The sequence below is a fragment of the Mesorhizobium sp. B2-4-3 genome (genome assembly GCF_006442815.1).
GTDB lineage: Bacteria > Pseudomonadota > Alphaproteobacteria > Rhizobiales > Rhizobiaceae > Mesorhizobium.
Map to the genome: position 1 here is coordinate 24514 of NZ_VFVL01000028.1, position 23552 is coordinate 48065.

Consider the following 23552-nt stretch of genomic DNA (forward strand, 5'->3'; position numbering starts at 1 on the left):
TCTCAGACCGGTTCCGAGATGCGCTTGTATTGATCGGGGCGGCGATAGAGCGCGAAGTTGAAATTCACCTTCCGGCAGACCTCGATCAGATCGAGATCGGCTCGGTGCATAATGACCTCGTCGTCGAGCGACATCGCTTGTGCCGCGATCTCGCCGGTCGGCGCGATGATGCAGGAGCCGCCGATCAGCGCCTGCCCGTCTTCCAGACCTGCCTTGGCGGCGGCGGCGACCCAGAGCGTGTTCTGGTAGGCTCCGGCCTGCATCGGCAGATGGTTATGGAACATTCTCAGATGCGCCAGCGCCGGCGCTTCGTCGAGCAAAAGCGGCGTGTTGTAGCCGAGCAGCGCCACCTCCGCGCCGTTGAGGCAGAGCATGCGGTAAGTTTCCGGCCAGCGGCGGTCGTTGCAGATGGCAAGCCCAACACGCACGCCGCGACAGTCGAAGACCGGAAAGCCGAGATTGCCCGGCTCGAAATAGCGTCGTTCGAGATGCGTGGTCGTGCCCGCCTCCGGCTCGCTCGAGCCCGGCACATGCATCTTGCGATAACGGCCGATGAAGGCACCGTCCGGCCCGACCAGATCCATGGTGTTGAAGTGACGCGTGCGGCCCTCTTCCTGCGCAAGCTCGCAATAGCCAAGCGCGAAGCCGACCTTCAGCCGCGCCGCCGCATCGTAGAGCCGCTGCGTCTCCGGCCCCGGCATCGAGGCTTCGAAGAAGGCGTCGATCTCGGCCTGGTCGTCGATGCGCCAGCGCGGGAAGAAGGTGGTGAGCGCCATTTCGGGAAACACCGCGATCTCGGCGCCGCCGGAAGCGGCTCTCTCCAGGAGATGCACCAGGCGCCCGACCGTCTCGGCGCGCGTGGCGCTGCGCTGGATCGGTCCGGTCTGGCAAACGGCAATGGTCAGGCATCGAGCCATGGTGTCCAATCCTCGACTGGTTTCCCTGAAAGCGCCGGATCGGCGGCGGTGCGTGCCACAAAACGCCCGAAGCCCGGTTCGGCCTGCAGCTTGCCGTCGGCGACCACCGGCACGCCGCGCACCAGGACGGTGGTCGGCCGGCCGGTGACAACCCTGCCCTCATAGGGCGTGAAGTCGACGCGCGAATGCAGCGCCCTGTGCCCGAGCGTCCAGCGCGCCGTCGGATCCCACAACGCCAGGTCCGCGTCGAGCCCGACGGCAATGCGACCCTTGCGATCGGCGAAGCCGTAGATCGAGGCTGCATTCCGCGAGGTGAGGTCGAGATAGCGCTCGAGCGTCAGGCGGCCGGTGAGCAGCCCTTCCGAAAACAGCAGCGGCAGTCGCGTTTCGATGCCGGGAATGCCGCTCAGCGTCGTGGTGAAACCGGGTGTCTCGGATCGGCCGATCTTGTCGGCGAAATAATATGGCGAATGATCGGACGACCACAGGTCGATGCCGCCATTGATCAGTTTTTGCCACAGATGCTCATGGCTGCGCGGCGAGCGCGGCGGCGGCGAGAAGACGAAGCGCGCCGCATCGACTGCCGGGCGATCGAGATCGGCCGCGCCGAGAAAGAGATATTGCGGGCAGGTCTCGGCGATAGCGTCGACGCCGCGCATCTTTGCCCGCGCCACCTCCTCGGCCGACTGCCAGGACGAGACATGCACGATGGTCATGCGCGCGCCGGTCATCTCGGCGAAGGCCAGCGCGCGATGCGCCGCCTCGCGCTCCATCGTCTCGCTGTGGGCAACCACATGATAGCGGATATCGATGCGGCCGAGATCGATCAGCCGCTGGCGCGTGCGCCGGATCGCGGCGTCGTTCTCGGCATGGACCATGACGATCCAACCCAGCCGCCGCGCCGTATCGAGAACCTTGAAGAAGAGGTCGTCGTCGACGGCGAAACCCTGATAGGTCATGAACAGCTTGACCGAGGCGATGCCGCGCTGGGCGAGAGCGCCAAGCTGAGCCTCGACATCCGCGCCGGTGCCCATGGTGACCACGGCATGCAGCCCGTAGTCGATCACCGCGCGTCCCGCCGCGCGCTCCAGCGCGCGGTCCATGGCGCCGACAGTCGTCATGTCCTGCCCGGGCATGCCGAACGGGACTATGCAGGTCGTGCCGCCAAAAGCGGCGGAGATCGTGCCGGAATAGAAATCGTCGGCATTGCCGGCTCCACCCCAGACCGGCTGGTCGAGATGGCAATGCGCGTCGATGCCGCCGGGCATCACCCAACGGCCGCCGGCATCGATCGCCTTCTCGCCCGAAAGGGCCTTGCCGATGGCGGCGATGCGGCCATCGTCGATACCGACGTCGCGCTCGGCCCAGCCGCCGTCGAGCGCCACGCGCCCGCCCTTGATCACCAGCTCATGCATTGGCGTACCCTCGCCGGCCGGCTCAGCCGACGGCCGCCGTCACCATGATCTCGACGCGATACTGGTCGCCGGCAAGCCGCGCTTCCACCGTTGCGCGCACCGGCATGGCGCCCCTGTCGATCCAAGCGTCCCAGGCCGTGTTCATCATCTCGAAGTCGGCGATGTCCCTGAGCCATATCTGCGCGCTGAGCAGCTTCGACTTGTCGCTGCCGGCCTTGGCGAGAAGCGCGTCGATCTTGGCAAGGATCTGCTTGGTCTGGCTGGTGGTGTCGCCCGAAAGATCGTCCGCGGTCAGCCCGGCCACATAGACGGTGCCGTTATAGCGGAGCACCCGGCAGAAGCGCTGTCCGTTTTCCAGGCGTTCGATCGTCATGATGTTCCCTTCCGCTGGTTTCCCAGATTTGGTTTTTGCCCATGGTAAGGAGGGTGCAAAACCGCTGTAAAGCCCACAGCGCGCCGAGACGCTGCTTTCCTTCGCCGGCATGGCCAAAAAAATTTGAGCCATAGCCGCGCCAATCTTCGTTTGTGGCAATCGCCACAAAGTGTAGCTTCTGCTCGGGCTGCCGTCGGTCAACGGTGCCGCCAGGGAGCCGCCGCAGCCGCATTCATGAGGTCGATCGCTCAATCCGCGATGAGGCTTTGGCAAAATGCAGAGCGCTCCCGCGCCATGCTGCCGATCATGGTCGGCATCTGCCTCGCTTGTATCGGCAGCGCCATGCTGACCACCGCCGTCTCGCTGCATCTTGCCAAGCCCGGCATTTCTCCCCAGGTCGTGCAGATCGTCTTGACGGCCTATCCCGTGGGCTTCCTCATCGGATGCCTGGTGACCCGCCCGGCCGTCGCCCAATACGGCCATGAGCGGACCTTCGTTGCCATTGTCGTCGTCGCGTTGCTGGCGGCTTCCGGTTTCGTCTTCACCGACTTCCTGCCGATCTGGATCTGCTTTCGCCTGCTCGGCGGCCTCGCGATGGCATCGCTGTTCGTCGTCTGCGAAAGCTGGATCAACCTCTATGCCGAGCAGCACAATCGCGGCGCGATGTTTTCGATCTATATGCTGACAACGGCAACCGCCGTGCTGCTCGGGCAGGTTCTGGTCGCGATGGTCGGCCCGCAATCGCCGCATCTGTTCCCGGTGGCGGCGACGACGGTGCTGCTGGCGCTGATCTCCAAATTCGCCGGTGGGCGCTGGCCGGCACTGCCTGCCACCGATCCGGAGCACGCAAGTTCGGCAAGGCCGGTCAAGCGCCTCGGCCCGCTGGCGCTTTTCCGGCTGGCGCCGGTGACGGTCGTGGCGATCTTCCAGGGCGGCATCACCAACATGAACATCTTCGTGCTGACGCCGATCTACGGCACGCAGATCGGGCTGTCGGCGGCAACGACCGTCGGGCTGGTCACGACCATCAGCATCGCCGGCATGCTGGCGCAGACGCCCGTCGGCTGGCTGTCCGACCGGTTCGAACGGCGGATGATACTGCTTGTCCAGGGCATCCTGTCGGTCACGCTCTGCGCTACGATCGCCTGGCTCGGCAATTTTTCGGTGCCGCTGCTCTTCGTGCTGTTCTTCGTCTATGGTTGCACGGCGCTCACTGTCTATCCCGTGGCGATGGCGTTCGGCGCCTCGCAATTGCACAGCCGGCACATGGTCGGGGCCTCTGGCACGCTGCTCCTGCTCTATTCGATCGGCAATGTCGCGACGCCGGGCATTTCGGCCGGCCTGATGGAGCATATGGGCGCGCCGGCCATGTTCCTGCTTCTGGGCGGCGGCGCCGTGCTGGTGACCTTGGCCGCCTGCTACAATTTGTTGCGCCGTCCGGTCACGCTGGCGGCCATGCAGGCGATCGAGGAGCAGGCCGGATGACAGACATGAGGCGTCTCGAAGGCAAAGTCATCCTGATCACCGGCGCCGCCAGCGGCATCGGCGCGGCGATAGCGCACCGCTGTGTTGCCGAGGGCGCAAGGGTCGTCTGCGCCGATTACGATATAGAGCCGGCGACAAAGCTCGTTGATGCGCTCGGGTCTTCCGCGGCCGCTTGCCGGTGCGACGTGACGAACATCGAGTCCGCCAAATCAGCCGTTGACTTCGCCGAGCAGAAATTCGGCCGGCTCGACGGATTGGTGCACAACGCGGCCGCACCCTCGACCAGCGCCACCGTCGTCGATCTCGACGAAAGCGCCTGGCGGAACGAGATCGATGTCGGCCTGACCGGCGCCTTCCTGATGAGCAAGTTCGCCGTGCCGCTGATCGCCGCGAGCGGCGGCGGCTCGATCGTCTTCATCGGCTCGCAATTCGGGCGCGTCGCCACCACCAGGGCCGTCGCCTATTGCGCCGCCAAGGCCGGCCTGATCCACCTCGCCAAGGCGATGGCCGTGGACCACGCGCCCGACAAAATCCGCGTCAACAGCCTGTCGCCCGGTGCGGTGGCGACGACGCGCCTGCTGCGCAGGTTTGCCGATTTCGAGGCCGCCAATGCCGGCCTTGGTCCCGCCCATCTGCTCGGCCGCATCGCCGAGCCCGACGAGATCGCCGCGGCAGCCGCCTTCCTGCTTTCCTCCGACGCATCCTTCGTCACCGGATCCGACATGCTTGTGGACGGCGGCTATGCGACGCGCTGAGCCCGAAACCTCACTTCCGAAGGAGTTCCCATGACTCTCCTCGTCACCGGCGGCACCGGCTTTGTCATGAGCGTGGTCGCGCGCGCATGGCTGGACCGCGATCCGCAAGCGCGCGCCGTGATCCTCGATCGGTCGGGCCTCGACGCGGCGGCCGAAAAGCATTTCGCTCCGGTGCGCGACCGGCTGACGGTGATTTCCGCCGATATCCTCGACCCGCAAGCCTGGTCCGCGACGCTTGACAAGCAAGGCATCACGGCAATCGTCCACGGCGCGACGATCACGCCGATCTCGCGCGGCAGCGCCTCGGAGGCAAAGCGCCAGCCGGAGGCCGAAGACCCGGCCAGGATCTTCGACGTCAATCTCATGGGCACCGTGCGCATGCTGGACTGGGCGCGCGCGAGACCCGGCCTCAACCGCTTCATCTATGTCAGTTCCGGTTCCGTCTATCGGCACAACGGACCCGATTGGGGCGGCGAGCCGTTGCCGGAAGACGGTTATGTCGCGCCGCTGACGCTCTACGGCATCTCGAAATTCGCCTCCGAGATGGTCACCAACCGCTATGCCGACCTGTTCGGCCTGTCGGCGGCCTCGGTGCGGCTCGCTTCCGTCTATGGCCCGATGGACCGCGCCACCGAGAGCCGCAACTTCCGCCATGTTCCCAACCGCGTCGCGCATATGGCTTTGGCCGGCGAGACGATCAGGCCGAACAGCCTGGAGCCCGTCGGCGACTACGTCACCTCGACCGACGTGGCCGCCGCGATCCTGGCGCTGATCGATGCGCCCCGCCTCAATTACCGCCACTACAATATCGGCTCCGGGTCCAGCCAGACCATCGGCGAGATCATCGGCTGGGCAAGGGAACGCGTGCCGGGCCTGAAGGCGGAGGTGACGCCTGGAGACGACGCCAACATCGTCCAGGATGTGAGGCTGAAAAGCGGCATGTGGGGCGCCTATGACATCGCCCGCATCCTGCGCGACACCGCATGGCGGCCGCGTCCCGGCAAGGAAGCGTTCCACGACTACATGGACTGGATTGCCGCTAACGAGAGCTAGAGCAACTCCAGGAAAAGTGTGAGCGTTTAGGCTCGGCGACTTCGCCGTAGCCTTCCGTTCGGAATTGCGTAGAAACAAAGAGATGGAGAACGCAAGATGCCGATCGATTTCCAGCAGCCGCGCGATTTCGTCGGCTACGGCCCGCACCCGCCCTTCGTCGCCTGGCCGGGCGGCGTCAAGCTCGCCGTCAACCTCGTGCTCAACTACGAGGAGGGCTCGGAATATTCGTGGCTCGAAGATGGCCGCAACGACAATTGGGGCGAATACAATCTTAGCGGCAGCATGCCGGTGCGCGATCTCGGCACCGAGACGCATTTCGAATATGGCAGCCGCGCCGGTGTCTGGCGCCTGGCCAGGCTATTCGACCGCTACGACATTCCAGTCACCTTTTCCGCCTGCGCCGTGGCGCTGGAGCGCAACCCGCCTTTGGTCGAATGGATGAAGAACCGCCGGCATGACCTTATGGGCCACGGCCTGCGCTGGATCGACTACACGACCATGGAGCGCGGCGAGGAAGAACGCCAACTGCACGAGGCGATCGCGCTCTACGAAAAACTGCTCGGGAAGCGCCCTTTGGGCTGGAACTGCCGCTCGCTGCCCAGCGTCAACACGCGCGACCTGCTGGTCGAGGAAGGCGGTTTCCTCTACCACTCCGATCCCTGCAATGATGACCTGCCCTATTTCCTCGATCACCGGGGCACCGAGATCCTGGTCGTCCCCTACTCCAAGACGCTCAACGACAGCCGCTATCTGGTGGCACCGGGCTACAGCAATCCGCGCGACTTCGCCGAGGACTGCCGCGCGGCCATCGACTATATGCTCTCCGAAGCCGACGAGACCGGCGGCCGCATGCTGACCATCGGCATCCACGCCCGCTGGACGGGCCAGCCCAACCGTGCCTCGGGCCTGCGCGAGGTGATCGAGCATGTCCAGAAATCCGACGGCGCCGCCTTCATGCGCCGCGAGGACATTGCCCGCTTCTGGCACGCGAACCATGCGCGCTTCGAGCAGCGCGGCTGAGGGCATGTTCGAGACCTTGATCCGCGGTGGAACGGTGGTGAACGCCGATGGCCTCGGCCGGGGCGATATAGGCATCGCCGCGGGCAAGGTCGCCGCACTCATCGCGCCCGGCGAAGCCGCGGAAGCCAGCACGCTCATCGACGCCTCGGGTTGCTTCCTGCTGCCGGGCCTTGTCGATGCGCATGCGCATCTGCGCGACCCCGGCCTGACCCACAAGGAAGACTTTTCCTCCGGCACCCATGCGGCGGCGCTCGGCGGCGTCACCACGGTGCTCGACATGCCGACCGACGAGCCATGGACGGCCACGCCCGAGCAACTTGCCGACAAGATGGCGATTGCGAAGGGCCGCATCCATGTCGATGTCGGCCTGCAGGCCGTGGTCAGCCGAGACCTGTCGCTTGTCCCTCGCCTCCTTCGTCTCGCGCCGGTGTCGTTCGAGCTGTTCACCGCCGACGTGCCGGACGCCTTCCTTTTTGCCTTGCTCGACACGGTTGCCGAAGCGCTGAAAGCGTTCACTGGCGCCGATGCGCTGATCGGCATCTCGCCGGGCGACCAATCGATCCTGGCCGGCAGCGCCGCGCGCGACCGCTCCGGCAGCATCGCCGCCTTCCTGGACAGCCGACCGCCACTGGCGGAAGCCAACGGCATCGCCCGTGCGCTGGTCACCGCCGCCTCGACAGAGGCAAGGATCCACGTCCGGCAGATCAATTCCGAACTTGGTGTCGAGACCTGGAGCCGGCTGCGCGGCATCGCCGACGCCAGCGTCGAGACCACGCCGCAGAACCTGTTCTTCACGGCGCAGGATTACGAAACGCAAGGCGCCGGCCTGAAAGCCTCGCCGCCCTTGCGCTCGCCACACGATGTCGACGCGCTGCGCGCCGCTCTCAGCGCGGGACTGATCGACATCGTCGCCACCGACCACGCCCCGCACGCAACGACCGAGAAGGCGGCGCCTTATGCAGCTTTCGCGGACATTCCAGGCGGCATGCCGGGATTGCAGACGCTGCTTCCCACCATGCTGAAGCTGGTCGACGAAGGGCTCATCGCCCTGCCAGATCTGGTGCGCATGTGCGCCCGCACTCCGGCCGAGCGCTTCGGCCTCGGCCGGAGCAAGGGGCAGGTCGCCGCCGGATACGACGCCGATCTGCTGATCCTCGATCCGCGCCAGTCCAGCACCATCGCCAATGCCGATCAGGTGTCGCGGGCGGGCTATACGCCCTTCGATGGCTGGACCGTCAAGGCGCGGCTGATCAACGTCCTCCTGCGCGGTCGCGAGATCGTGCGCGAGGGCAGGCTGATCGGCCAGGCGCAGGGAAAGATCGTCACCCGGGAGAGCTGAAGACCATGACCTTGCTCGCAGGTAAAACCGCCATCGTCACCGGAGCGGGCTCCGGCATCGGTCGCGCGATCGCCCTGAAATTCGCCGCCGAAGGCGCCAACATCGTCGTTGCAGACATGGTGGAGCAGCCGATCGAGGGCGGAAAAAGCACAGTTGAGTTAATCCGCTCCGCCGGCGGCAATGCCGTCTACATGAAAACCGACATCTCGGACTGGAGCGCCGTCGATGTGCTCGTCGGCGTGACGGTCGCGCAATTCGGGCGGCTCGACGTGATGGTCAACAATGCCGCGATCTACACCAGCACCAACCTGATCGAGACCACGCCGGACCAATGGAACCGCGTCATCGGCGTCAATTTGACGGGCTTCTTCTACTGCAACAAACGCGCGGTCATGCAGATGCTTGCCCAGGCGCCGGTCAGCGATGTGCGCGGCCGCATCATCAACATCTCTTCGCAGCACGGCATGGTCGCCTGCCCCGGCGATTTTCCCTATTCGGTCAGCAAGGGCGGCGTCGTCCAAATGACGCGGCAGATCGCCGTCGACCACGCCGACGACCTGATCGTCTGCAATGCGATTGCTCCCGGCAAGATCATCACCGGCAAGCCGGGCGTGGCCAACGACCCCGACGCGCTCGACTATTCGCGCCGCCGCACGCCCTGGCCGCGGCTCGGGCATCCGAACGACGTGGCGGGCACGGCGCTGTTCCTAGCCAGCGACATGGCGAGCTACGTCACCGGCATCAACCTGATGGTGGATGGCGGCTGGATGGCGGGCTGACGGCCGCCAATCGGACTAAGACCCGGCATCCGGCGACAGGAACCTTTGCGGAAACCACCCGTTGACCATGCTGCGAGGGGGTCGACGATATCTGGGATCCGTTGCCTTGGACGCAAAATCTGAAAGAAAAGAGCGCGAAGCCGCTCCCACCGAGGAACCGCGGGCTCTGCCGCGGGCTGATCGGCGGCAACGCCCGCCGGGCGACGACAAGCCCATTGAAGACAAGCGCGTCGAAGACAAGCGCGACGACGACACGCAAGCGCAAGGCACTCAGGCGAATGACGGTTCGTTCGACGGCAACAAACCCGGCCTCATCAGACGCCATCCCTATATAGCGGCGATCGTCGCCATCCTAATCCTGTTGGTCATCGCGGCGGTGGTCATCTGGTGGATCAACGCACGGCAGTACGAATGGACCGACGACGCCTTCATCGACGCCCGCACGGTGACGATCGGCGCCGAAATTGCCGGGCGCATCACCGACGTTGCCGTGACCGACAACCAACCGGTCGAGGCCGGCGCCGTGCTTCTGCGTATCGACGACAGCGATTATCAGGCCTCGCTCAAACAGGCGGAAGCCGGCGTGGTGGCGGCGCGGGCCGAGATTGCCAACGTCCAGGCCCAGACCCAGGCGCAGAACGCCAAGATCGATGCCGCCGGGAAACAGGTTGCCCAGGCGCAGGCCGCGCTCGAATTCGCCAAATCCGAGGACCAGCGCAACCGCGAGCTGCTCGCCAAGGGCACGGCGACGCAACAACAGGCACAGCAGGCCGCTTCGACCTTGCGCCAGGACCAGGCAGCGCTGGACACGGCCAACGCCAATGCCGAGGCGGCGAAAAGCCAGGTTGCGGTATTGCAGGCACAAGGCAAGAGCGCCGAGGCCAAGCTTCGGCAGGCCGAGGCCACCGAGGATCAGGCCAAGACCACCCTCACCCGCACGATGATCACGGCGCCCGTGGCGGGCCATGCCACCAACATCACGGCGGCGAAAGGCACCTACGCGCAGCCCGGCCAGGTGCTGATGATGTTCGTGCCCAAGGACGTCTGGGTGAAAGCGAACTTCAAGGAGACGCAGCTCGACCTGATGCGGCCGGGTCAGCCCGTCGACATCGCCATCGACGCCTATCCGGAAAAGACCTTCCACGGTCATGTCGACAGCGTCCAGGCAGGCAGCGGCACGGCGTTCAGCCTGCTCCCGGCCGAAAACGCCACCGGCAATTTCGTCAAGGTGGTGCAGCGCGTGCCGGTCAAGATCGTCTTCGACCAGCCGCCCGGCGTCTATCTCGGTCCCGGCATGTCGGTGGTGCCGACGGTCAAGGTCAGATGAGCGATGCCGCGACAGCCCAGGGCGACCAAAGCCGGTCGGCGGCCGGCGGTCGCAATCCCTGGCTCATCGCGATCGTCGTCTCGATCGCGACCTTCATGCTGGTGCTCGACACCTCGATCGCCAATGTCGCGCTGCGCAACATCGCCGGCAGCCTGGCCGCCGGCATGGACGAGAGCACATGGGTGATCACCACCTATCTCGTCGCCAACTCCGTCATCATCCCGGTCAGCGGCTGGCTGACCAGCGTCATCGGCCGCAAGCGCTACTACATGATCTGCGTGGCGACCTTCACGCTCGCATCGCTGTTGTGCGGACTGGCCCCCAATCTGCCGACGCTGATTGCCTTCCGCATCCTGCAGGGGCTCGGCGGCGGCGGCATGGCGCCGAGCGAGCAATCGATCCTCGCCGATACTTTCCCGCCTGAGAAACGCTCCCAAGCTTTTGCCCTCTACGGCATCGCGGTCATCGTCGCGCCGACCGTGGGGCCGACCATCGGCGGCTGGCTGACGGACAATTTCTCGTGGCACTGGATCTTCTTCATCAATGTGCCGTTCGGCATCATGTCGCTGGCGCTCGTGCAATGGCTGGTGATCGAGCCCGACATTCTCGAACGCGAGCGCCGCGAGCGGTTGAGCAAGGGGCTGAAGGTCGATTGGATCGGCTTCATCCTGGTGGCGATGGCGCTCGGTTGCCTCGAAGTCTTTCTCGACGAAGGCCAGCGCAACGACTGGTTCGCTTCGACCTTCATCACCACCTTCGCGGTGGTTTCGGCGGTGTCGTTCCTGCTGCTCGTCCCCTGGGAATGGACAAGACGCGACCCGATCGTCGACATCCGCCTGCTTTTCAGCCGGCAGTTCGGCATGTCGTTCCTCGTCATGATGGCGGTCGGCGCGGTGCTCTTCAGCACCACGCAGCTTTTGCCGCAGCTGCAGCAGACGACCTTCGACTACACCGCCACCCTTTCCGGCCTGTCGATGATGCCGGGCGGCATCGCCATGCTGATGCTGATGCCGATTTCGGGCTTTGCCGCCGGTGTCGTTCAGCCGCGCTATCTCATCATGATGGGCATGTCGGTGGTCGCGGTCGCGCTCTGGCACACGACCTCGCTGACGCCCGACGCCAGCTTCGGTTTCTTCGCCTATGCACGCGTCTACATGATGATCGGCCTGCCATTCCTGTTCATCCCGATCTCGACCGCCGCCTATGTCGGCCTGCCGCCGCAAAAGACCGACCAGGCGTCCTCGCTGATCAATGTCGCGCGCAACATCGGCGGCAGCATCGGCGTGTCGCTGTCCAACACGGTGATTGCCCAGAACGCCCAGCTCCATCAGTCGGTGCTGGTCGGTCACACGGCGCAATCGAGCGACACCTATCAGCAGACGCTTCGCCAGGTGACGGACCATTTCGTCGCCGAAGGCTCGCCGCTGGCCGAGGCCAGGCAACAGGCCGTCGGCTGGATCGGACAGGAAATCGGTCGCCAGGCTTCACTGCTCGCCTATGTCGACGTGTTCTTCTATTGCGCGGTAGCGACGGCAGTGCTCGTGCCGCTCGCCCTGTTGCTGCGACCGCCGAAACCGGCGCCGGCGAAACGCTAAAGCGCGTCGCGCCGAAGCGGATTCAGGCGACGCGCTTTAGGCCTTTGTTTTCATGCATGTCGTTATCGCAAAACCGCTGCACACTTTTGCGCGACATGCATTAAGCAATTCCAGAAAAAGTGTGAAACGGTTTTCCGTCCGGAATTGCTTCAAAACAACGAGACAGGAGCAGTTTGCCGTTTCCGTGAAATCGTGAACCGCTCTAATCCGCCGTCCGGAGCTTGCGCCTCAGCGCCTGCCACGCCAAGCTGGCGGCAAGGGAGGACTCAATGCGCAACATGCCGGCTTCGGCGCTGCTTTTGGCGGCGGCATTTTTCACGACCAACGCGAATGCCTTGGACAGCTCGAACACCCCAGTCGTGGTGACGCCTCTGGCCGCCAGGACGACGACCGCATCGGGCCAGCCGATCACGCTGCCGCAGAAGAACGTCGAGGTTCAGGTCTCATCCTATCAGATTGCGCCGGGCGCGACGCTGCCCGTGCACAAGCACCCCTTCCCGCGCTACGCCTATGTCGAGCAGGGCACGCTCAGGGTCGCCAATGTCGAGACCGGCGCCGCCAACACCTACAAGACTGGCGACTTCATCGTCGAGATGATCGGGCAATGGCACCAGGCCACCAACATCGGCACCGATCCGGTGAAGCTTCTGGTGATCGACCAGGTCGAGCAAGGCGCCAAGAACACGATCCTGAAACAGTAGCCGGCGAAGCGCCGCTTCGAAGCGGGCGCCCTCCTCGAGCCTCACCCCCAGGCGCCCACGGGTTGCCGCGTCGTGGCGTTCAGGCGGTTGAACGCATTGATCAGCGCGATCTGGATCACCAGGGCGGCGAGGCCCTTGTCGTCATAGTGGCGCGCCGCTTCGTCCCAGACGTCGTCCGGCACCGCGTCGGAGCGGTCGGCCATGCGCGTCGCGGCTTCGGCCAGCGCAAGCGCCGCGCGCTCTGCGTCATTGAAATAAGGCGTTTCGCGCCATGCCGACACGGCGAAGATCCGCTCGTCCTTCTCACCGGCCTTCTTCAGCTCACGCGCATGCATGTCGACGCAGACGGCGCACGCGTTGATCTGGCTGGCGCGCAGATGAACGAGCTTGCGCGTCACATAGGGCACGTCGCCGGCTTCGGTCGACTTGTCGAGCGCCAGCAGCGCCTGTAGCGCGCCGGGAATGAGCATCACCGGGTTCTTCAATCTTGCTTCCATCGTCGGTCTCCTTGGTCAATGGGTTCGCGCGAATCAATAACTTTTCAGTTATGAGTTGTTATCCATAACTACGCAGTTATGCATTGTCAAGCGACTTCCAGAGCTGGACCGATCGTTGCGGCTTTCGCGGCTGCCCGCCCGATGCTAGGGCTGCCCATCTCGTCGAAAGCATGGATGGAACCGGTGGCGGACACGCAAAAACCCCTGATCGAAATCTGCGTCGAAGGTATTGACGGGCTGCTTGCCGCGCAGGCCGCCGGCGCCGACCGGGTCGAGCTCTGCGCCAGCCTCATCGAAGGCGGCATCACGCCGAGCATGGGCACGGTGCGCGCCGCGCTCGAAAGCGCGACCATTCCCTTCCATGTCATCGTGCGTCCGCGCGGCGGCGATTTCCTCTACAGCGAGGCCGAATACCGCTCGATGCTCGCCGATGTCGAAGCGCTTCGCGAGCTCGGCGTGGCCGGCGTGGTGGTCGGCTGCTTGACCGCCGACGGCGCCGTCGACGAGGCGCGCATGAGCGCGCTGGTTGAGGCCGCAGGCCCGCTCAATGTCACCTGCCACCGGGCCTTCGACATGACGCGCGATCCGGTTGAGGCGCTCGAAGCCCTGATCCGCTGCAAAGTCGGCCGCGTGCTGACCAGCGGCCAGCGCGACACGGCGGTCGAAGGCGTCGAGCTTCTGGCGGAGCTTGTTCGCCAGGCGGGCGCGCGCATCATCATCCTCGGCTGCGGCGCGCTTGCCCCCGACACGATCGGCGAGGTACGCAGACGGACCGGACTGACCGAGATGCATTTCGCAGCACTGGCGGACGTGCCGAGCGCCATGCGCTACCGCAACCCGGATGTCGGCATGGGCGGCGCCGACCTCGATCGCGAATACCGCAACACGGTGACCGACCAAGCCAAGGTGGCGGCGACGATCGCAGCCGCGAGAGCCTGATGGCGAAGACGATGAGCAAGGAATTGCTGCCGATCGAACAGGTCTCGCCCGCCGACGAGGCCGCCATCCTCGCGCTCAACAACGAGCATGCGGCCGAACTGTCCTGGCTCGAGCCGGAACGGCTTTCATTCCTGCTCAGCGAAGCGTTCTACACCCGCCGCATCGGCGCGCTCGAAGCCTTCATCCTGTGCTTCGACCAGGATGCAAGCTACGACAGCCCGAACTTCCTCTGGTTTCGCGGGCGCTATCCGCGCTTCGTCTATGTCGATCGCGTCGTCGTGGCCGCGGACGCCCGCGGCCGCGGCCACGCCCGCCGGCTTTATGAGGATCTGTTCGAGCAGGCCCGGCGCGCCGGCCACGCGTTCGTCACCTGCGAGGTCAACGCCGATCCGCCCAACCCGGCTTCCGACGCCTTTCACGCAGCGATCGGTTTCGCCGAAGTCGGCCACGCGGTGATCCATGGCGGCAAGAAGTCGGTACGCTATTGGGCGAAGCCCGTCGCCGCCTGAAGACGCACCGAACCCGCTGGCAAGGAAAACAAGCCGCAGCTAATATGGCCGCTCCGCTGGCTGGGGGCGACATCATGGCGAGCAACGTCTTCCGCTTCGACGAAAGCTGGGACATCCCCGAAGGCACGCCCCAGGAAGTGTGGGACGTGCTATCGGACGCCCAGCTTCTGCCGCTCTGGTGGGGCGATGCCTACAAGGAGGTCGAGCCGCTCGACAAGAAGGGCAAGGGCGTCGTCGGCGCCCGCGCCAGGGCGAGAGCGCGCGGCGCCCTGCCATATGAGCTGAACTTCATCATCGAGGCCGCCGAACTCGAGCCCGGCCGGCTGGTGGTGGTGAAGACCTTCGGCGATTTCGACGGGCTCTGGCGGGCGCAGCTGTCACCGTCCGGACGAGGCACGCATGTCGACGTGATCTGGCAGGTCACAGTCGAGAGGCCGATCCTCAAACTGCTGGCGCCGGTCCTGAGACCAGCCTTCGCCTGGAACCATCGCTGGACCACGCCGCGCGGCGAAGCCGGGCTCCGCCGCTACCTGGCCGCGCAGAAGGCTGGCCATATCGGCCTCGCCGGCTGAGGCCCCGACTTACCCGAACAGACTTACCGGAACAACGGAACGGCGCTGACCACCGTCGTCCAGAAGCCCCAGACCAGAGGTATGCCGACCAGCAGCCAGGCGAGCGTGAGCTTGACGGTATAATCGTTGTCTTGTGCCATCTGGATCTCCTTATGCCCTTGCCGCTTCCGGCTTCATGTGGAAGCGCTCGGCCACCGGCCGCATCATCAGGTTGAGTAGGAAGCCGACGACGAGCAAGCCGGCCATGATGTACATGGTCACCGTATAGGCGTCCGCCTTCGCCACGCCGCTGTCGATCTGGTACTGGCGGATGTAGTTGACCAGGACCGGGCCAAGCACGCCGGCAACCGACCATGCCGTCAGCAACCGGCCATGGATGGCGCCGACATAGCGCACGCCGAAGACATCGCGCAGATAGGCCGGAACGGTGGAGAAACCGCCGCCATACATGCTGAGGATGATGCCGTAGAACAGCACGAACAGGAACACGTTGCCGGATTTGCCGGTCCACGGCACGGCCGCGTACAAGATCACGCCCAGCACGAAAAAGATCGCGTAGGTCAGCTTGCGGCCGATATAATCGCTGGTCGAGGCCCAGAAGAAACGGCCGAGCATGTTGAAGATCGAAAGCAGGCCGACAAAGCCCGCGGCCGCCGCAGCCGTGATGCGTCCCGGGAACATCTCCTGGCTCATCGCCGAAGCCTGGCCGAGCACGCCGATGCCGGCCGTCACGTTGAGGCAAAGCACGCCCCACAACAGCCAGAACTGCGGCGTCTTCAGCGCATCGTCGAGATGAACATTGGCGCTGGTGACCATCGCTGCTTGCGTTGCGGGCGGTGTCCAGCCGGCGGGTCGCCAGCCTTCCGGCGGCACCCTTACGATGATGGCGCCGATCATCATGAAGATGAAATAGACGATGCCGAGCGTGATAAAGGTTTCGGCGACGCCGATATGCTCGGGAGTCGAGAACAGGCTCATCAGATAGACCGATAGCGGCGAGGCAATGAAGGCGCCGCCGCCGAAGCCCATGATCGCCATGCCGGTCGCCATCCCTGGCCGATCCGGAAACCAGGTGATCAGCGTCTTTACCGGCGAAATGTAACCGAGGCCGAGACCGATGCCGCCAAGCACGCCATAACCGAGATAGATTATCCATAGCTGGTGCAGATAGACGCCGAGCGCCGAGATTATGAAGCCGCCACCGAAACAGCAGGCGGCCGCGACCATCGCCTTGCGCGGCCCGACACGGTCGAGCCAACCGCCACCGAAGGCCGCTGCAATGCCGAGGAACAGAATTGCGATCGAGAATATCCAGCCGAGCCCTGTCAGCTTCCAGTCGTCAGGTGCCGACTCGGTGATGCCGATCAGCTTCGACATCGGCAGGTTGAACACGCTGAACGCATAAGCCTGACCGATGCACAGATGAATGCAAAGCGCCGCCGGCGGCACCATCCATCGGCTGAATCCCCGCTCGGCGATCGTGTGAGAGCGATCGAGCCAACCGCCCGCTCCTTCGACAGTGGTCGTTGTCATTTCTTCCTCCCGTTGTCCTGTCTGGAAAACCTAGAAGGAGAAACGAGAGCGGCAATAAAGAATTCCTGCCCTAGTACCAATGTCTAATGGCGAATGTCGCAACGATCCAAAGCAGATACCGGGTATTTTTCTCATGTTAAATTATAAGTATCTAATTTAGATATTTCTTAAAGATCTGAAAGTCGACCGCCATGAGCAGGGCCGATGCTCACCAGTTGCGGTTGAGCCAGCCGCGTGCTGGCTTTTCGACGATGTAGTAGCTGGCCAGCGCGCAGGCGAATACAGCCGCCAGCATCGGCATCGGCGCGCGACCGTGCTCATCGACGAATTTGTAGAAAGGCTGCTGCCACAGATAAAGCGAATAGGACCACAGGCCGAGCATAACCATGGGCCGAGACGACAACGGCCCCGTCAGGTAGCCGCCCGCGAAGTCGAGCGTGTTGACGGCGAGCGCCAGCAGCGGCACGCCGACAAGATAGTGGATCGTGGTCGGCACCGGATCGAGGAACAGCAACAGGCCGCCAATCGCCGCCGCCAGCGCCACATGCTGGCTTTGCAGGAAAGCCGGCAGGCGCCCGTCGGCCTTGAGCAGGCAGATCGCGGCGGACAGCAGGATCGAGGCGATATGCACGTCGGTCCGCCAGTAACTGGTCTCGTAGCTCATGCCGAGAACCCCGTACGAAATGGCGCCGTTGGCCATTGCCAGCAAGGCCAGCACGACCAGCAGCCGCACGACGTTCGTTCTTCCGGTAACCACCACGCTGATCAGCGCCAGCAGGATATAGGAATGCTCCTCGACGCAGAGCGACCAAATGTGGTCGAGCGCGCCGGCGCGAGTGATCAAGATGCCGGCGTAATTGTAGGTGAAGGTCAGCGCCGTCAGCGCCGCCTTCCACTTGAAGGCGATGAAGGTCCCGGTCAGGCCGATCATGGCGGCAATCACGAACACCAGCAGCGCGGGATAGATGCGCGAGAAGCGGCGCTTGAAGAATTTCTTCAGCGGAAAGCGCTCGATGAACAGGATTTCGCCCATCAGCCGGCCGCTCAGCACGAAGAAGAACTCGACGCCCAGCACGCCGAGATTGAGTCCCGGGACCGGAAAGAAATGGCCGATCAGCACCATGGCGATCGACAGGCCTCGCCAGCCGTCGAGATAGGCCAGTCTTGTCCTGGCTTCCCTGTCGGCTGCGGCCCGCGGCAGGACAACGGACGCTGCGGAGATGTCGGTCATACCGTGCCTTCGCAACTCGAGGTCCGCATGCCAAGCATCGCCTGCGTCTCGGACCGTCTGGTATTCCCGCCGCAGTCATTTTGCAGTGCGGGATATTATTGTGCAAGTGCGAAACCGCGAATACTCCGGTAATTCCCGCCAAGTCGTTGCGAATACAAAAGAAAAAGGGGCCGCGGCGGCCCCTTTCCTTCACTCAGGCTGAGAGCGCTCAGGCGTTGGCGGCGGCCACGGCACGCTTGGCCATCACCGCGATCAGATTGGCGCGGTAGTCGGCGGAGGCATGGATATCGCTCATCAGCCCCTTTGCCGACACTTTGAGGCCGCCGAGCGCCGCGACATCGAAATTCTTCGCCAGCGCCGCCTCGATTTCCTTGGAGCGGAAGACGCCGTCCTCTCCGGCCCCGGTCACCGCCGCCCTCACCCCGTCCTTGCCCTTGGCCACGAACACGCCGACGATTGCGTAGCGCGAAGCCGGGTTGCGGAATTTCTGGTAGGCCGCCTTGGCCGGAGCGGTAAAGCTCACCGCGGTGATGATCTCGCCTTCCTTCAGCGCTGTCTCGAACAGGCCCTTGAAGAATTTGTCCGCCGCGATCTCGCGCTTGTTGGTGACGATCGTCGCGTCCAGAGCCAGCAGCGCGGCCGGATAGTCGGCGGCCGGATCGTTGTTGGCGATCGAGCCGCCGATCGTGCCTTTATAGCGCACCGCCGGATCGCCGATCAGGGATGCCATATGCGCAAGCGCCGGGCAGGCCTTCTTCAGCTTCTCGTCGGTGGAGGCGTCGTAATGCGTCGTCACGGCGCCGATGGTGACCGTCTTGCCGGACACCTTGACGCCCTGCAGGTCCTTGAGCCGCGAGACGTCGACGAGGTCCGACGGCGCGGCAAGCCTCGTCTTCATCGCCGGGATCAGCGTCATGCCGCCGGAGAGCAGCTTGGCATCGCCGTTCTTCAGCAGCTTGGCGGCATCGGAGACCGAGGCGGCGCGGTGATAGTTGACGGAGTACATTGGGATCCTCCCCTAAAGTGGTTGGGCAGTAGTGAGTAGTCAGTAGTCGGTAGGGCCGCTGCCGGAGGTGGCACGGTCCCTATTCGCTACTCACTACTCCCTATTCACTCATTTCTTCGCCCGGATCGTCGCCCACACCGTCGCGGGCGACGCCGGCATGGCGATGTCGACGACGCCGAGCGCATCGGTGATGGCGTTGATGACCGCCGGCGGCGAACCGATGGCGCCGGCCTCGCCGCAGCCCTTGACGCCGAGCGGATTGCCAGGGCATGGCGTGTTCGAGGTCGAGACCTTGAAGGACGGCAGGTCGCCCGCGCGCGGCATGGTGTAATCCATGTAGCTTGCCGTCAGAAGCTGGCCGCTGGCATCGTAATGCGTGCCTTCCAGCAACGCCTGGCCCACGCCTTGGGCGATGCCGCCGTGCACCTGCCCCTCGACGATCATCGGATTGATGATGTTGCCGAAGTCGTCCGCCGCGACGAACTGGACGATCTCCGTCGTACCGGTTTCCGGATCGATCTCGACCTCGCAGATGTAGCAGCCGGCCGGGAAGGTGAAGTTGGACGGATCGTAGAAGGCCGTTTCCTTCAGCCCGGGCTCCATGCCCGCCGGCAGGTTGTGGGCGGTGTAGGAGGCAAGCGCCACCTGGAACCAGGGCAGGCTCTTGTCGGTGCCCGCGACCTTGACCTCGCCATTCTCGATGACGATGTCGCCCTCGTCTGCTTCAAGCAGGTGCGCGGCGATCTTCTTGGCCTTGGCCTCGACCTTGTCGAGGGCCTTGACGATGGCCGACATGCCGACCGCGCCGGAACGCGAGCCGTAGGTGCCCATGCCCATCTGCACCTTGTCGGTGTCGCCATGCACGATCGAGACCGAGTCGATCGGCACACCGAAGCGCTGGGTGACCAGCTGCGCGAAGGTCGTCTCGTGGCCCTGGCCATGGCTGTGCGAGCCGGTCAGCACCTCGATGGTGCCGACGGCGTTGACCCGCACCTCCGCCGATTCCCAGAGGCCGACGCCGGCGCCGAGCGAGCCGACCGCCGATGACGGCGCCAGGCCGCAGGCCTCGATGTAGCAGCTCATGCCGATGCCGCGCAGCTTGCCCTGCTTGGCGGCGTCGGCGCGGCGCCTGGTGAAGCCGGCATAGTCGGCGGCCTTCATCGCCGCATCGAGCGAAGCGTTATAATCGCCCGCGTCATAGGCCATGATCACCGGCGTCTGGTGCGGGAAGGACGTGATGAAGTTCCGGCGCCTCAGCTCCGCCGGCGACACGCCAAGCTCGCGCGCCGCGGTTTCCATCATCCGCTCGAGCACGTAGGTGGCCTCCGGCCGCCCTGCCCCGCGATAGGCATCGACGGGCGCGGTGTTGGTATAGACGGTGCGCACATTGGCGTGGATCGCCGGGATGTTGTACTGGCCCGACAAGAGCGTCGCGTAGAGATAGGTCGGCACGCAGGACGAGAACAGCGACATGTAGGCGCCGAGATTGGCTATTGTGTCGACCTTCAGGCCGGTGATGCGGTTGTCCTTGTCGAAGGCCATCTCCACCGTCGAGACATGGTCGCGGCCATGCGCGTCGGAAAGGAAGCTTTCGGTGCGGTCGGCGACCCATTTGACGGGAACGCCGGTCTTCTTCGATGCCCACAGGCAGACGATCTCTTCCGGATAGATGTAGATCTTGGAGCCGAAGCCGCCGCCGACATCCGGCGCGATGACCCTGAGCTTGTTCTCCGGGGCGACGTTGTAGAAGGCGCTCATCACCAGCCGCGCCACATGCGGATTCTGCGACGTCGTCCAGCAGGTATAGTGGTCCTCGGCCTTGTCGTAATGGCCGAGCGCGGCGCGCGGCTCCATGGCGTTGGGCACGAGGCGGTTGTTGACGATCTTCATGCGCGTGACATGGGCGGCCGACTTGATCGCCGCGTCGGTCGCCTTGGCGTCGCCAAGCTCCCAGTCGAAGATCAGATTGTTGTCGGCCTCGGCGTGGATCTGTGGCGCGCCGGCTTGAATGGCCTTCGTCGCGTCGACAACGGCCTTCAGTTCCTTGTAGGTGATCTCGACCGCTTCCGCCGCGTCGCGCGCCTGGCCCTTGGTGTCGGCGACGACGATGACCACGGCGTCTCCGACATAGCGCACCTTGTCGACGGCTAAAGGCGACCATGCGCCCATCTTCATCGGCGTGCCGTCCTTGGAATGGATCATCCAGCCGCAGATCAGGTTGCCGATCCCGTCGGCCTTGATCTCCTTGCCGGTGAGCACGCCGACGACGCCGGGCATCGCTTGCGCCTTTTTCACATCGATCTTCTTGATCTGCGCATGCGCGTGCGGACTGCGCACGAACACGGCATGTTTCATGCCGGGGACCACCATGTCGTCGACATAGCGGCCGCCACCGGTGATGAACCTCTTGTCTTCCTTGCGCGCCACGCGGGCGCCGACGCCTTCGATACCCATAGGAATTCCTCCGGAATTTAAGGGACTAGGGCAGTAGGGGAGTAAGGGAATAGGGAAATGAGGAGCTGGTCGCTTACTGCCCTACTCCCCTACTCCCTTACTCCCTTAAGCTGCCTGCTTCGCCCTGCCCTTGGCGCCCTTCGCCATCGTCTCCGATGCGGCGAGGATCGCCTTCACGATGTTGTGGTAGCCGGTGCAGCGGCAGATGTTGCCGTCGAGCTCGGCGCGCACCGTCGCCTCGTCGAGGCCTTGCGGGTGACGCGCGATCATGTCGGTCGCCGTCATGATCATGCCCGGCGTGCAGAAGCCGCATTGCAGCCCGTGATGCTCCTTGAACGCGGCCTGCACCGGATGCAGCTCGGCGCCGTCGGCGAGCCCCTCGATGGTGACGATGGTCGATCCGGACGCCTGCACGGCAAGCATGGAACAGGACTTCACCGCCCTGCCGTCGACATGGACGACGCAGGCGCCGCACTGCGAGGTATCGCAGCCGACATGCGTGCCGGTGAGGCCGAGATGTTCCCTGAGAAAATGCACCAGAAGCGTTCGGTCCTCGGCGTTCCCGCTGACCCGCCTCCCGTTCACAGTCAACGACACGTCCGACATGCAACCTCCCTGGGTATCAACCTTGGTCATTGCCGAATGCCGCGCTTGTGCTTCGGCAGTGCGTTATTCGGCAACGTACAACGGGCAAAACAGCGCTGCCAGCGCCGGTTCCATTGTACTTTCGATCATGGCAAAAGCTATGTGCAGCGCAGCAACCGGCCCCATTGCCAAAACCGGGATTGAAGGCAAAGATGCCTTCGACGCGAAGCGTGCCTGACACGCATAAGAAAAGACACGCACAAAACAGCGTTGGAGGAAATTGCGGAGGACGGCAGCTGGCCAGTTCGAGCACACGCTATGCATCGGGCCTTTCGGCGCTCACCACGGATGAGCCCGACCCGAATGCCTTTGCACGGGCCATCGCGGCCGAAGCGGCAGCCGTCGACGCCGGCTTTGCGCTTCTGTTCTTCTCCCAAAGCCTGGTCGACGCGGCGGCGCTTGCGCAAGCGCTGAAGGTCCATGCGCCGTCGCTCGCCTATGCCGGCTGCTCGACCGCCGGCGAAATCACGCCGCAGGGACTGGAGGAAGGGCATGCCCTTGCCCTGCTTTTGCCGTCGGCGTCGTTTTCGACCGTCAGCACCATGGTCGAGAACCTCTCCTCCTCCGGCATGGACGGGATCACCGGCGAGGTCGTGGAACTGCGGCGCCTGCTGCGCTGCCGCGCCGGCCAGGAACGGGCGAAGAGCATCTTCGCCCTTTGCTTCATCGACGGGCTTTCCTATGCCGAGGAAGCGGTGACCTCGGCCATCCATTGGGGGTTGGACGACATCCCGCTGATCGGCGGCTCGGCGGGCGACGACCTGAAATTCGAGACGACCAGCCTGATCTCGAACGGCAAGGTCACGTCCGACAGCGCCATCATCGTGCTGGTCGCGACCGAGATCCCCTTCCACGTCTTCAAGACCGACAATTTCATTCCGACCGACGAGAAGCTGGTGGTGACATCGTCCGACCCGGACCATCGCATCGTGCGCGAATTCAACGCCACCAACGCGGCGGAGGAATACGCGGCCTCGGTCGGCACTGTGGCGCAAGCGCTGACGCCGCTAAGCTTCGCCTCCCATCCCGTCGTGGTGAAAGTGGCCGGCGAATATTACTGCCGCTCCATCCAGCGCATGCATGTCGATGGCTCGCTGTCGTTCTTCTGCGCCATCGACGACGGCGTCGTTCTGTCCATCGCCCAGCCGAAGAACATGGTGGAAGCGACGCGCGCCGCGTTGCAGGACGCCGAACGCAAGCTCGGCGGCATCGACATGATCCTCGGCTTCGACTGCGTGCTGCGCCGGCTCGATGCGCGCAACCGCCAGGTCTACCGTGACATTTCGGAGCTCTACCGGACCAACAAGGTCATCGGCTTCGGCACCTATGGCGAGCAGTACCGCTCGATGCACCTCAACCAGACCTTTACCGGTATCGCCTTCGGCGAGCGCCAGGCAGCCGAGTAGC

23 protein-coding genes are annotated in these 23552 nt (G+C 64.4%); 14 read left to right on the top strand and 9 right to left on the bottom strand.

Annotated elements, in window-relative coordinates:
• Positions 1–2: 2 nt before the first annotated feature.
• From FJ956_RS23010 to FJ956_RS23020, 3 genes are read right to left on the bottom strand one after another with little or no spacing between them, the layout of a single operon-like run.
• The gene (locus tag FJ956_RS23010) at positions 3–917 is read right to left on the bottom strand and encodes a nitrilase-related carbon-nitrogen hydrolase (protein WP_140678234.1); all 915 of its coding nucleotides are present in this window, start codon (positions 915–917) and stop codon (positions 3–5) included.
• Entirely contained in the window at positions 902–2332 is a 1431-nt protein-coding gene (gene hydA / locus FJ956_RS23015) for a dihydropyrimidinase (RefSeq protein WP_140678230.1), read from the bottom strand. Before hydA ends, FJ956_RS23010 begins: the two co-directional genes overlap by 16 nt.
• A gap of 22 nt (positions 2333–2354) precedes the next feature.
• Entirely contained in the window at positions 2355–2705 is a 351-nt protein-coding gene (locus tag FJ956_RS23020) for a RidA family protein (protein WP_140678226.1), read from the bottom strand.
• A 294-nt stretch (positions 2706–2999) separates the two neighbouring features.
• Here FJ956_RS23020 and FJ956_RS23025 point away from each other — a divergent pair, with 294 nt between their 5' ends.
• The 9 genes from FJ956_RS23025 (at position 3000) to FJ956_RS23065 (ending at position 12759) form a co-directional block, all read left to right on the top strand.
• Positions 3000–4190, top strand: a complete 1191-nt coding sequence (locus FJ956_RS23025; RefSeq protein ID WP_140678224.1) for an MFS transporter — start codon at positions 3000–3002, stop codon at positions 4188–4190.
• A complete protein-coding gene (locus FJ956_RS23030; protein WP_140678222.1) occupies positions 4187–4945 on the top strand; it encodes an SDR family oxidoreductase in 759 nt (252 codons plus the stop codon). The genes FJ956_RS23025 and FJ956_RS23030 overlap by 4 nt, the downstream gene beginning before the upstream one ends.
• A 30-nt stretch (positions 4946–4975) precedes the next feature.
• A complete protein-coding gene (locus tag FJ956_RS23035; RefSeq protein ID WP_140678220.1) occupies positions 4976–5998 on the top strand; it encodes an NAD(P)-dependent oxidoreductase in 1023 nt (340 codons plus the stop codon).
• Positions 5999–6094: 96 nt separating this feature from the next.
• A complete protein-coding gene (locus tag FJ956_RS23040; RefSeq protein WP_140678218.1) occupies positions 6095–7018 on the top strand; it encodes a polysaccharide deacetylase family protein in 924 nt (307 codons plus the stop codon).
• Positions 7019–7022: 4 nt separating this feature from the next.
• Positions 7023–8357 (top strand): dihydroorotase family protein, encoded by a 1335-nt coding sequence (locus FJ956_RS23045; protein WP_140678216.1) that lies wholly within the window; start codon positions 7023–7025, stop codon positions 8355–8357.
• A gap of 5 nt (positions 8358–8362) precedes the next feature.
• Complete coding sequence (locus tag FJ956_RS23050; protein WP_140678214.1) at positions 8363–9136, top strand: glucose 1-dehydrogenase; 774 nt, start codon at positions 8363–8365, stop codon at positions 9134–9136.
• A gap of 106 nt (positions 9137–9242) precedes the next feature.
• Positions 9243–10463, top strand: coding sequence for an HlyD family secretion protein (locus tag FJ956_RS23055; RefSeq protein WP_246672082.1), 1221 nt, complete (start codon positions 9243–9245; stop codon positions 10461–10463).
• Complete coding sequence (locus FJ956_RS23060; RefSeq protein WP_140678211.1) at positions 10460–12058, top strand: DHA2 family efflux MFS transporter permease subunit; 1599 nt, start codon at positions 10460–10462, stop codon at positions 12056–12058. Before FJ956_RS23055 ends, FJ956_RS23060 begins: the two co-directional genes overlap by 4 nt.
• A gap of 269 nt (positions 12059–12327) precedes the next feature.
• Entirely contained in the window at positions 12328–12759 is a 432-nt protein-coding gene (locus FJ956_RS23065; protein WP_140678209.1) for a cupin domain-containing protein, read from the top strand.
• Positions 12760–12800: 41 nt separating this feature from the next.
• Here FJ956_RS23065 and FJ956_RS23070 read toward each other — a convergent pair whose 3' ends face one another.
• Positions 12801–13256: a carboxymuconolactone decarboxylase family protein gene (locus FJ956_RS23070; RefSeq protein WP_140678207.1), complete on the bottom strand. Its 456-nt coding sequence runs from the start codon at positions 13254–13256 to the stop codon at positions 12801–12803.
• 174 nt (positions 13257–13430) lie between these two features.
• Between FJ956_RS23070 and FJ956_RS23075 the strand changes: the two genes are divergently transcribed.
• The 3 genes from FJ956_RS23075 to FJ956_RS23085 all read left to right on the top strand — a co-directional run bounded on the left by FJ956_RS23075 (position 13431) and on the right by FJ956_RS23085 (position 15276).
• On the top strand, positions 13431–14195 hold the full coding sequence (locus tag FJ956_RS23075) for a copper homeostasis protein CutC (RefSeq protein ID WP_140678205.1): 765 nt from the start codon (positions 13431–13433) through the stop codon (positions 14193–14195).
• Positions 14195–14704, top strand: coding sequence for a GNAT family N-acetyltransferase (locus FJ956_RS23080; RefSeq protein ID WP_246672081.1), 510 nt, complete (start codon positions 14195–14197; stop codon positions 14702–14704). Before FJ956_RS23075 ends, FJ956_RS23080 begins: the two co-directional genes overlap by 1 nt.
• 74 nt (positions 14705–14778) lie before the next feature.
• Positions 14779–15276: an SRPBCC family protein gene (locus FJ956_RS23085; protein WP_140678203.1), complete on the top strand. Its 498-nt coding sequence runs from the start codon at positions 14779–14781 to the stop codon at positions 15274–15276.
• Positions 15277–15426: 150 nt separating this feature from the next.
• On the opposite strand, the gene FJ956_RS23095 is transcribed toward FJ956_RS23085, so the two are convergent.
• The 5 genes from FJ956_RS23095 to FJ956_RS23115 all read right to left on the bottom strand — a co-directional run bounded on the left by FJ956_RS23095 (position 15427) and on the right by FJ956_RS23115 (position 22106).
• Positions 15427–16809 (bottom strand): OFA family MFS transporter, encoded by a 1383-nt coding sequence (locus FJ956_RS23095; RefSeq protein WP_140678198.1) that lies wholly within the window; start codon positions 16807–16809, stop codon positions 15427–15429.
• A gap of 208 nt (positions 16810–17017) precedes the next feature.
• On the bottom strand, positions 17018–18040 hold the full coding sequence (locus FJ956_RS23100) for an acyltransferase (RefSeq protein WP_140678193.1): 1023 nt from the start codon (positions 18038–18040) through the stop codon (positions 17018–17020).
• A gap of 208 nt (positions 18041–18248) precedes the next feature.
• A complete protein-coding gene (locus FJ956_RS23105; protein ID WP_140678191.1) occupies positions 18249–19046 on the bottom strand; it encodes a xanthine dehydrogenase family protein subunit M in 798 nt (265 codons plus the stop codon).
• Between the two features lie 108 nt (positions 19047–19154).
• Complete coding sequence (locus tag FJ956_RS23110; RefSeq protein ID WP_140678189.1) at positions 19155–21500, bottom strand: xanthine dehydrogenase family protein molybdopterin-binding subunit; 2346 nt, start codon at positions 21498–21500, stop codon at positions 19155–19157.
• 105 nt (positions 21501–21605) lie between these two features.
• Entirely contained in the window at positions 21606–22106 is a 501-nt protein-coding gene (locus FJ956_RS23115) for a (2Fe-2S)-binding protein (RefSeq protein ID WP_140678187.1), read from the bottom strand.
• A gap of 22 nt (positions 22107–22128) precedes the next feature.
• On the opposite strand from FJ956_RS23115, the gene FJ956_RS23120 reads away from it, so the two are divergent.
• Together FJ956_RS23120 and FJ956_RS23125 are read left to right on the top strand one after the other, a co-directional pair.
• The gene (locus FJ956_RS23120; protein WP_140678184.1) at positions 22129–22323 is read left to right on the top strand and encodes a hypothetical protein; all 195 of its coding nucleotides are present in this window, start codon (positions 22129–22131) and stop codon (positions 22321–22323) included.
• Positions 22298–23551, top strand: coding sequence for an FIST signal transduction protein (locus FJ956_RS23125; protein WP_140678182.1), 1254 nt, complete (start codon positions 22298–22300; stop codon positions 23549–23551). The genes FJ956_RS23120 and FJ956_RS23125 overlap by 26 nt, the downstream gene beginning before the upstream one ends.
• Position 23552: the final 1 nt, after the last annotated feature.

Coding starts and splice junctions, on each gene's coding strand:
- FJ956_RS23110 (WP_140678189.1), bottom strand. CDS start 21,500: ATGGGTATCGAAGGCGTCGGCGCCCGCGTGGCGCGCAAGGAAGACAAG.
- FJ956_RS23050 (WP_140678214.1), top strand. CDS start 8,363: ATGACCTTGCTCGCAGGTAAAACCGCCATCGTCACCGGAGCGGGCTCC.
- FJ956_RS23035 (WP_140678220.1), top strand. CDS start 4,976: ATGACTCTCCTCGTCACCGGCGGCACCGGCTTTGTCATGAGCGTGGTC.
- FJ956_RS23095 (WP_140678198.1), bottom strand. CDS start 16,809: ATGACAACGACCACTGTCGAAGGAGCGGGCGGTTGGCTCGATCGCTCT.
- FJ956_RS23070 (WP_140678207.1), bottom strand. CDS start 13,256: ATGGAAGCAAGATTGAAGAACCCGGTGATGCTCATTCCCGGCGCGCTA.
- FJ956_RS23020 (WP_140678226.1), bottom strand. CDS start 2,705: ATGACGATCGAACGCCTGGAAAACGGACAGCGCTTCTGCCGGGTGCTC.
- FJ956_RS23040 (WP_140678218.1), top strand. CDS start 6,095: ATGCCGATCGATTTCCAGCAGCCGCGCGATTTCGTCGGCTACGGCCCG.
- hydA (WP_140678230.1), bottom strand. CDS start 2,332: ATGCATGAGCTGGTGATCAAGGGCGGGCGCGTGGCGCTCGACGGCGGC.
- FJ956_RS23060 (WP_140678211.1), top strand. CDS start 10,460: ATGAGCGATGCCGCGACAGCCCAGGGCGACCAAAGCCGGTCGGCGGCC.
- FJ956_RS23010 (WP_140678234.1), bottom strand. CDS start 917: ATGGCTCGATGCCTGACCATTGCCGTTTGCCAGACCGGACCGATCCAG.
- FJ956_RS23025 (WP_140678224.1), top strand. CDS start 3,000: ATGCTGCCGATCATGGTCGGCATCTGCCTCGCTTGTATCGGCAGCGCC.
- FJ956_RS23100 (WP_140678193.1), bottom strand. CDS start 18,040: ATGACCGACATCTCCGCAGCGTCCGTTGTCCTGCCGCGGGCCGCAGCC.
- FJ956_RS23105 (WP_140678191.1), bottom strand. CDS start 19,046: ATGTACTCCGTCAACTATCACCGCGCCGCCTCGGTCTCCGATGCCGCC.
- FJ956_RS23115 (WP_140678187.1), bottom strand. CDS start 22,106: ATGTCGGACGTGTCGTTGACTGTGAACGGGAGGCGGGTCAGCGGGAAC.
- FJ956_RS23085 (WP_140678203.1), top strand. CDS start 14,779: ATGGCGAGCAACGTCTTCCGCTTCGACGAAAGCTGGGACATCCCCGAA.
- FJ956_RS23030 (WP_140678222.1), top strand. CDS start 4,187: ATGACAGACATGAGGCGTCTCGAAGGCAAAGTCATCCTGATCACCGGC.
- FJ956_RS23080 (WP_246672081.1), top strand. CDS start 14,195: ATGGCGAAGACGATGAGCAAGGAATTGCTGCCGATCGAACAGGTCTCG.
- FJ956_RS23075 (WP_140678205.1), top strand. CDS start 13,431: ATGGAACCGGTGGCGGACACGCAAAAACCCCTGATCGAAATCTGCGTC.
- FJ956_RS23125 (WP_140678182.1), top strand. CDS start 22,298: ATGCCTTCGACGCGAAGCGTGCCTGACACGCATAAGAAAAGACACGCA.
- FJ956_RS23065 (WP_140678209.1), top strand. CDS start 12,328: ATGCGCAACATGCCGGCTTCGGCGCTGCTTTTGGCGGCGGCATTTTTC.
- FJ956_RS23045 (WP_140678216.1), top strand. CDS start 7,023: ATGTTCGAGACCTTGATCCGCGGTGGAACGGTGGTGAACGCCGATGGC.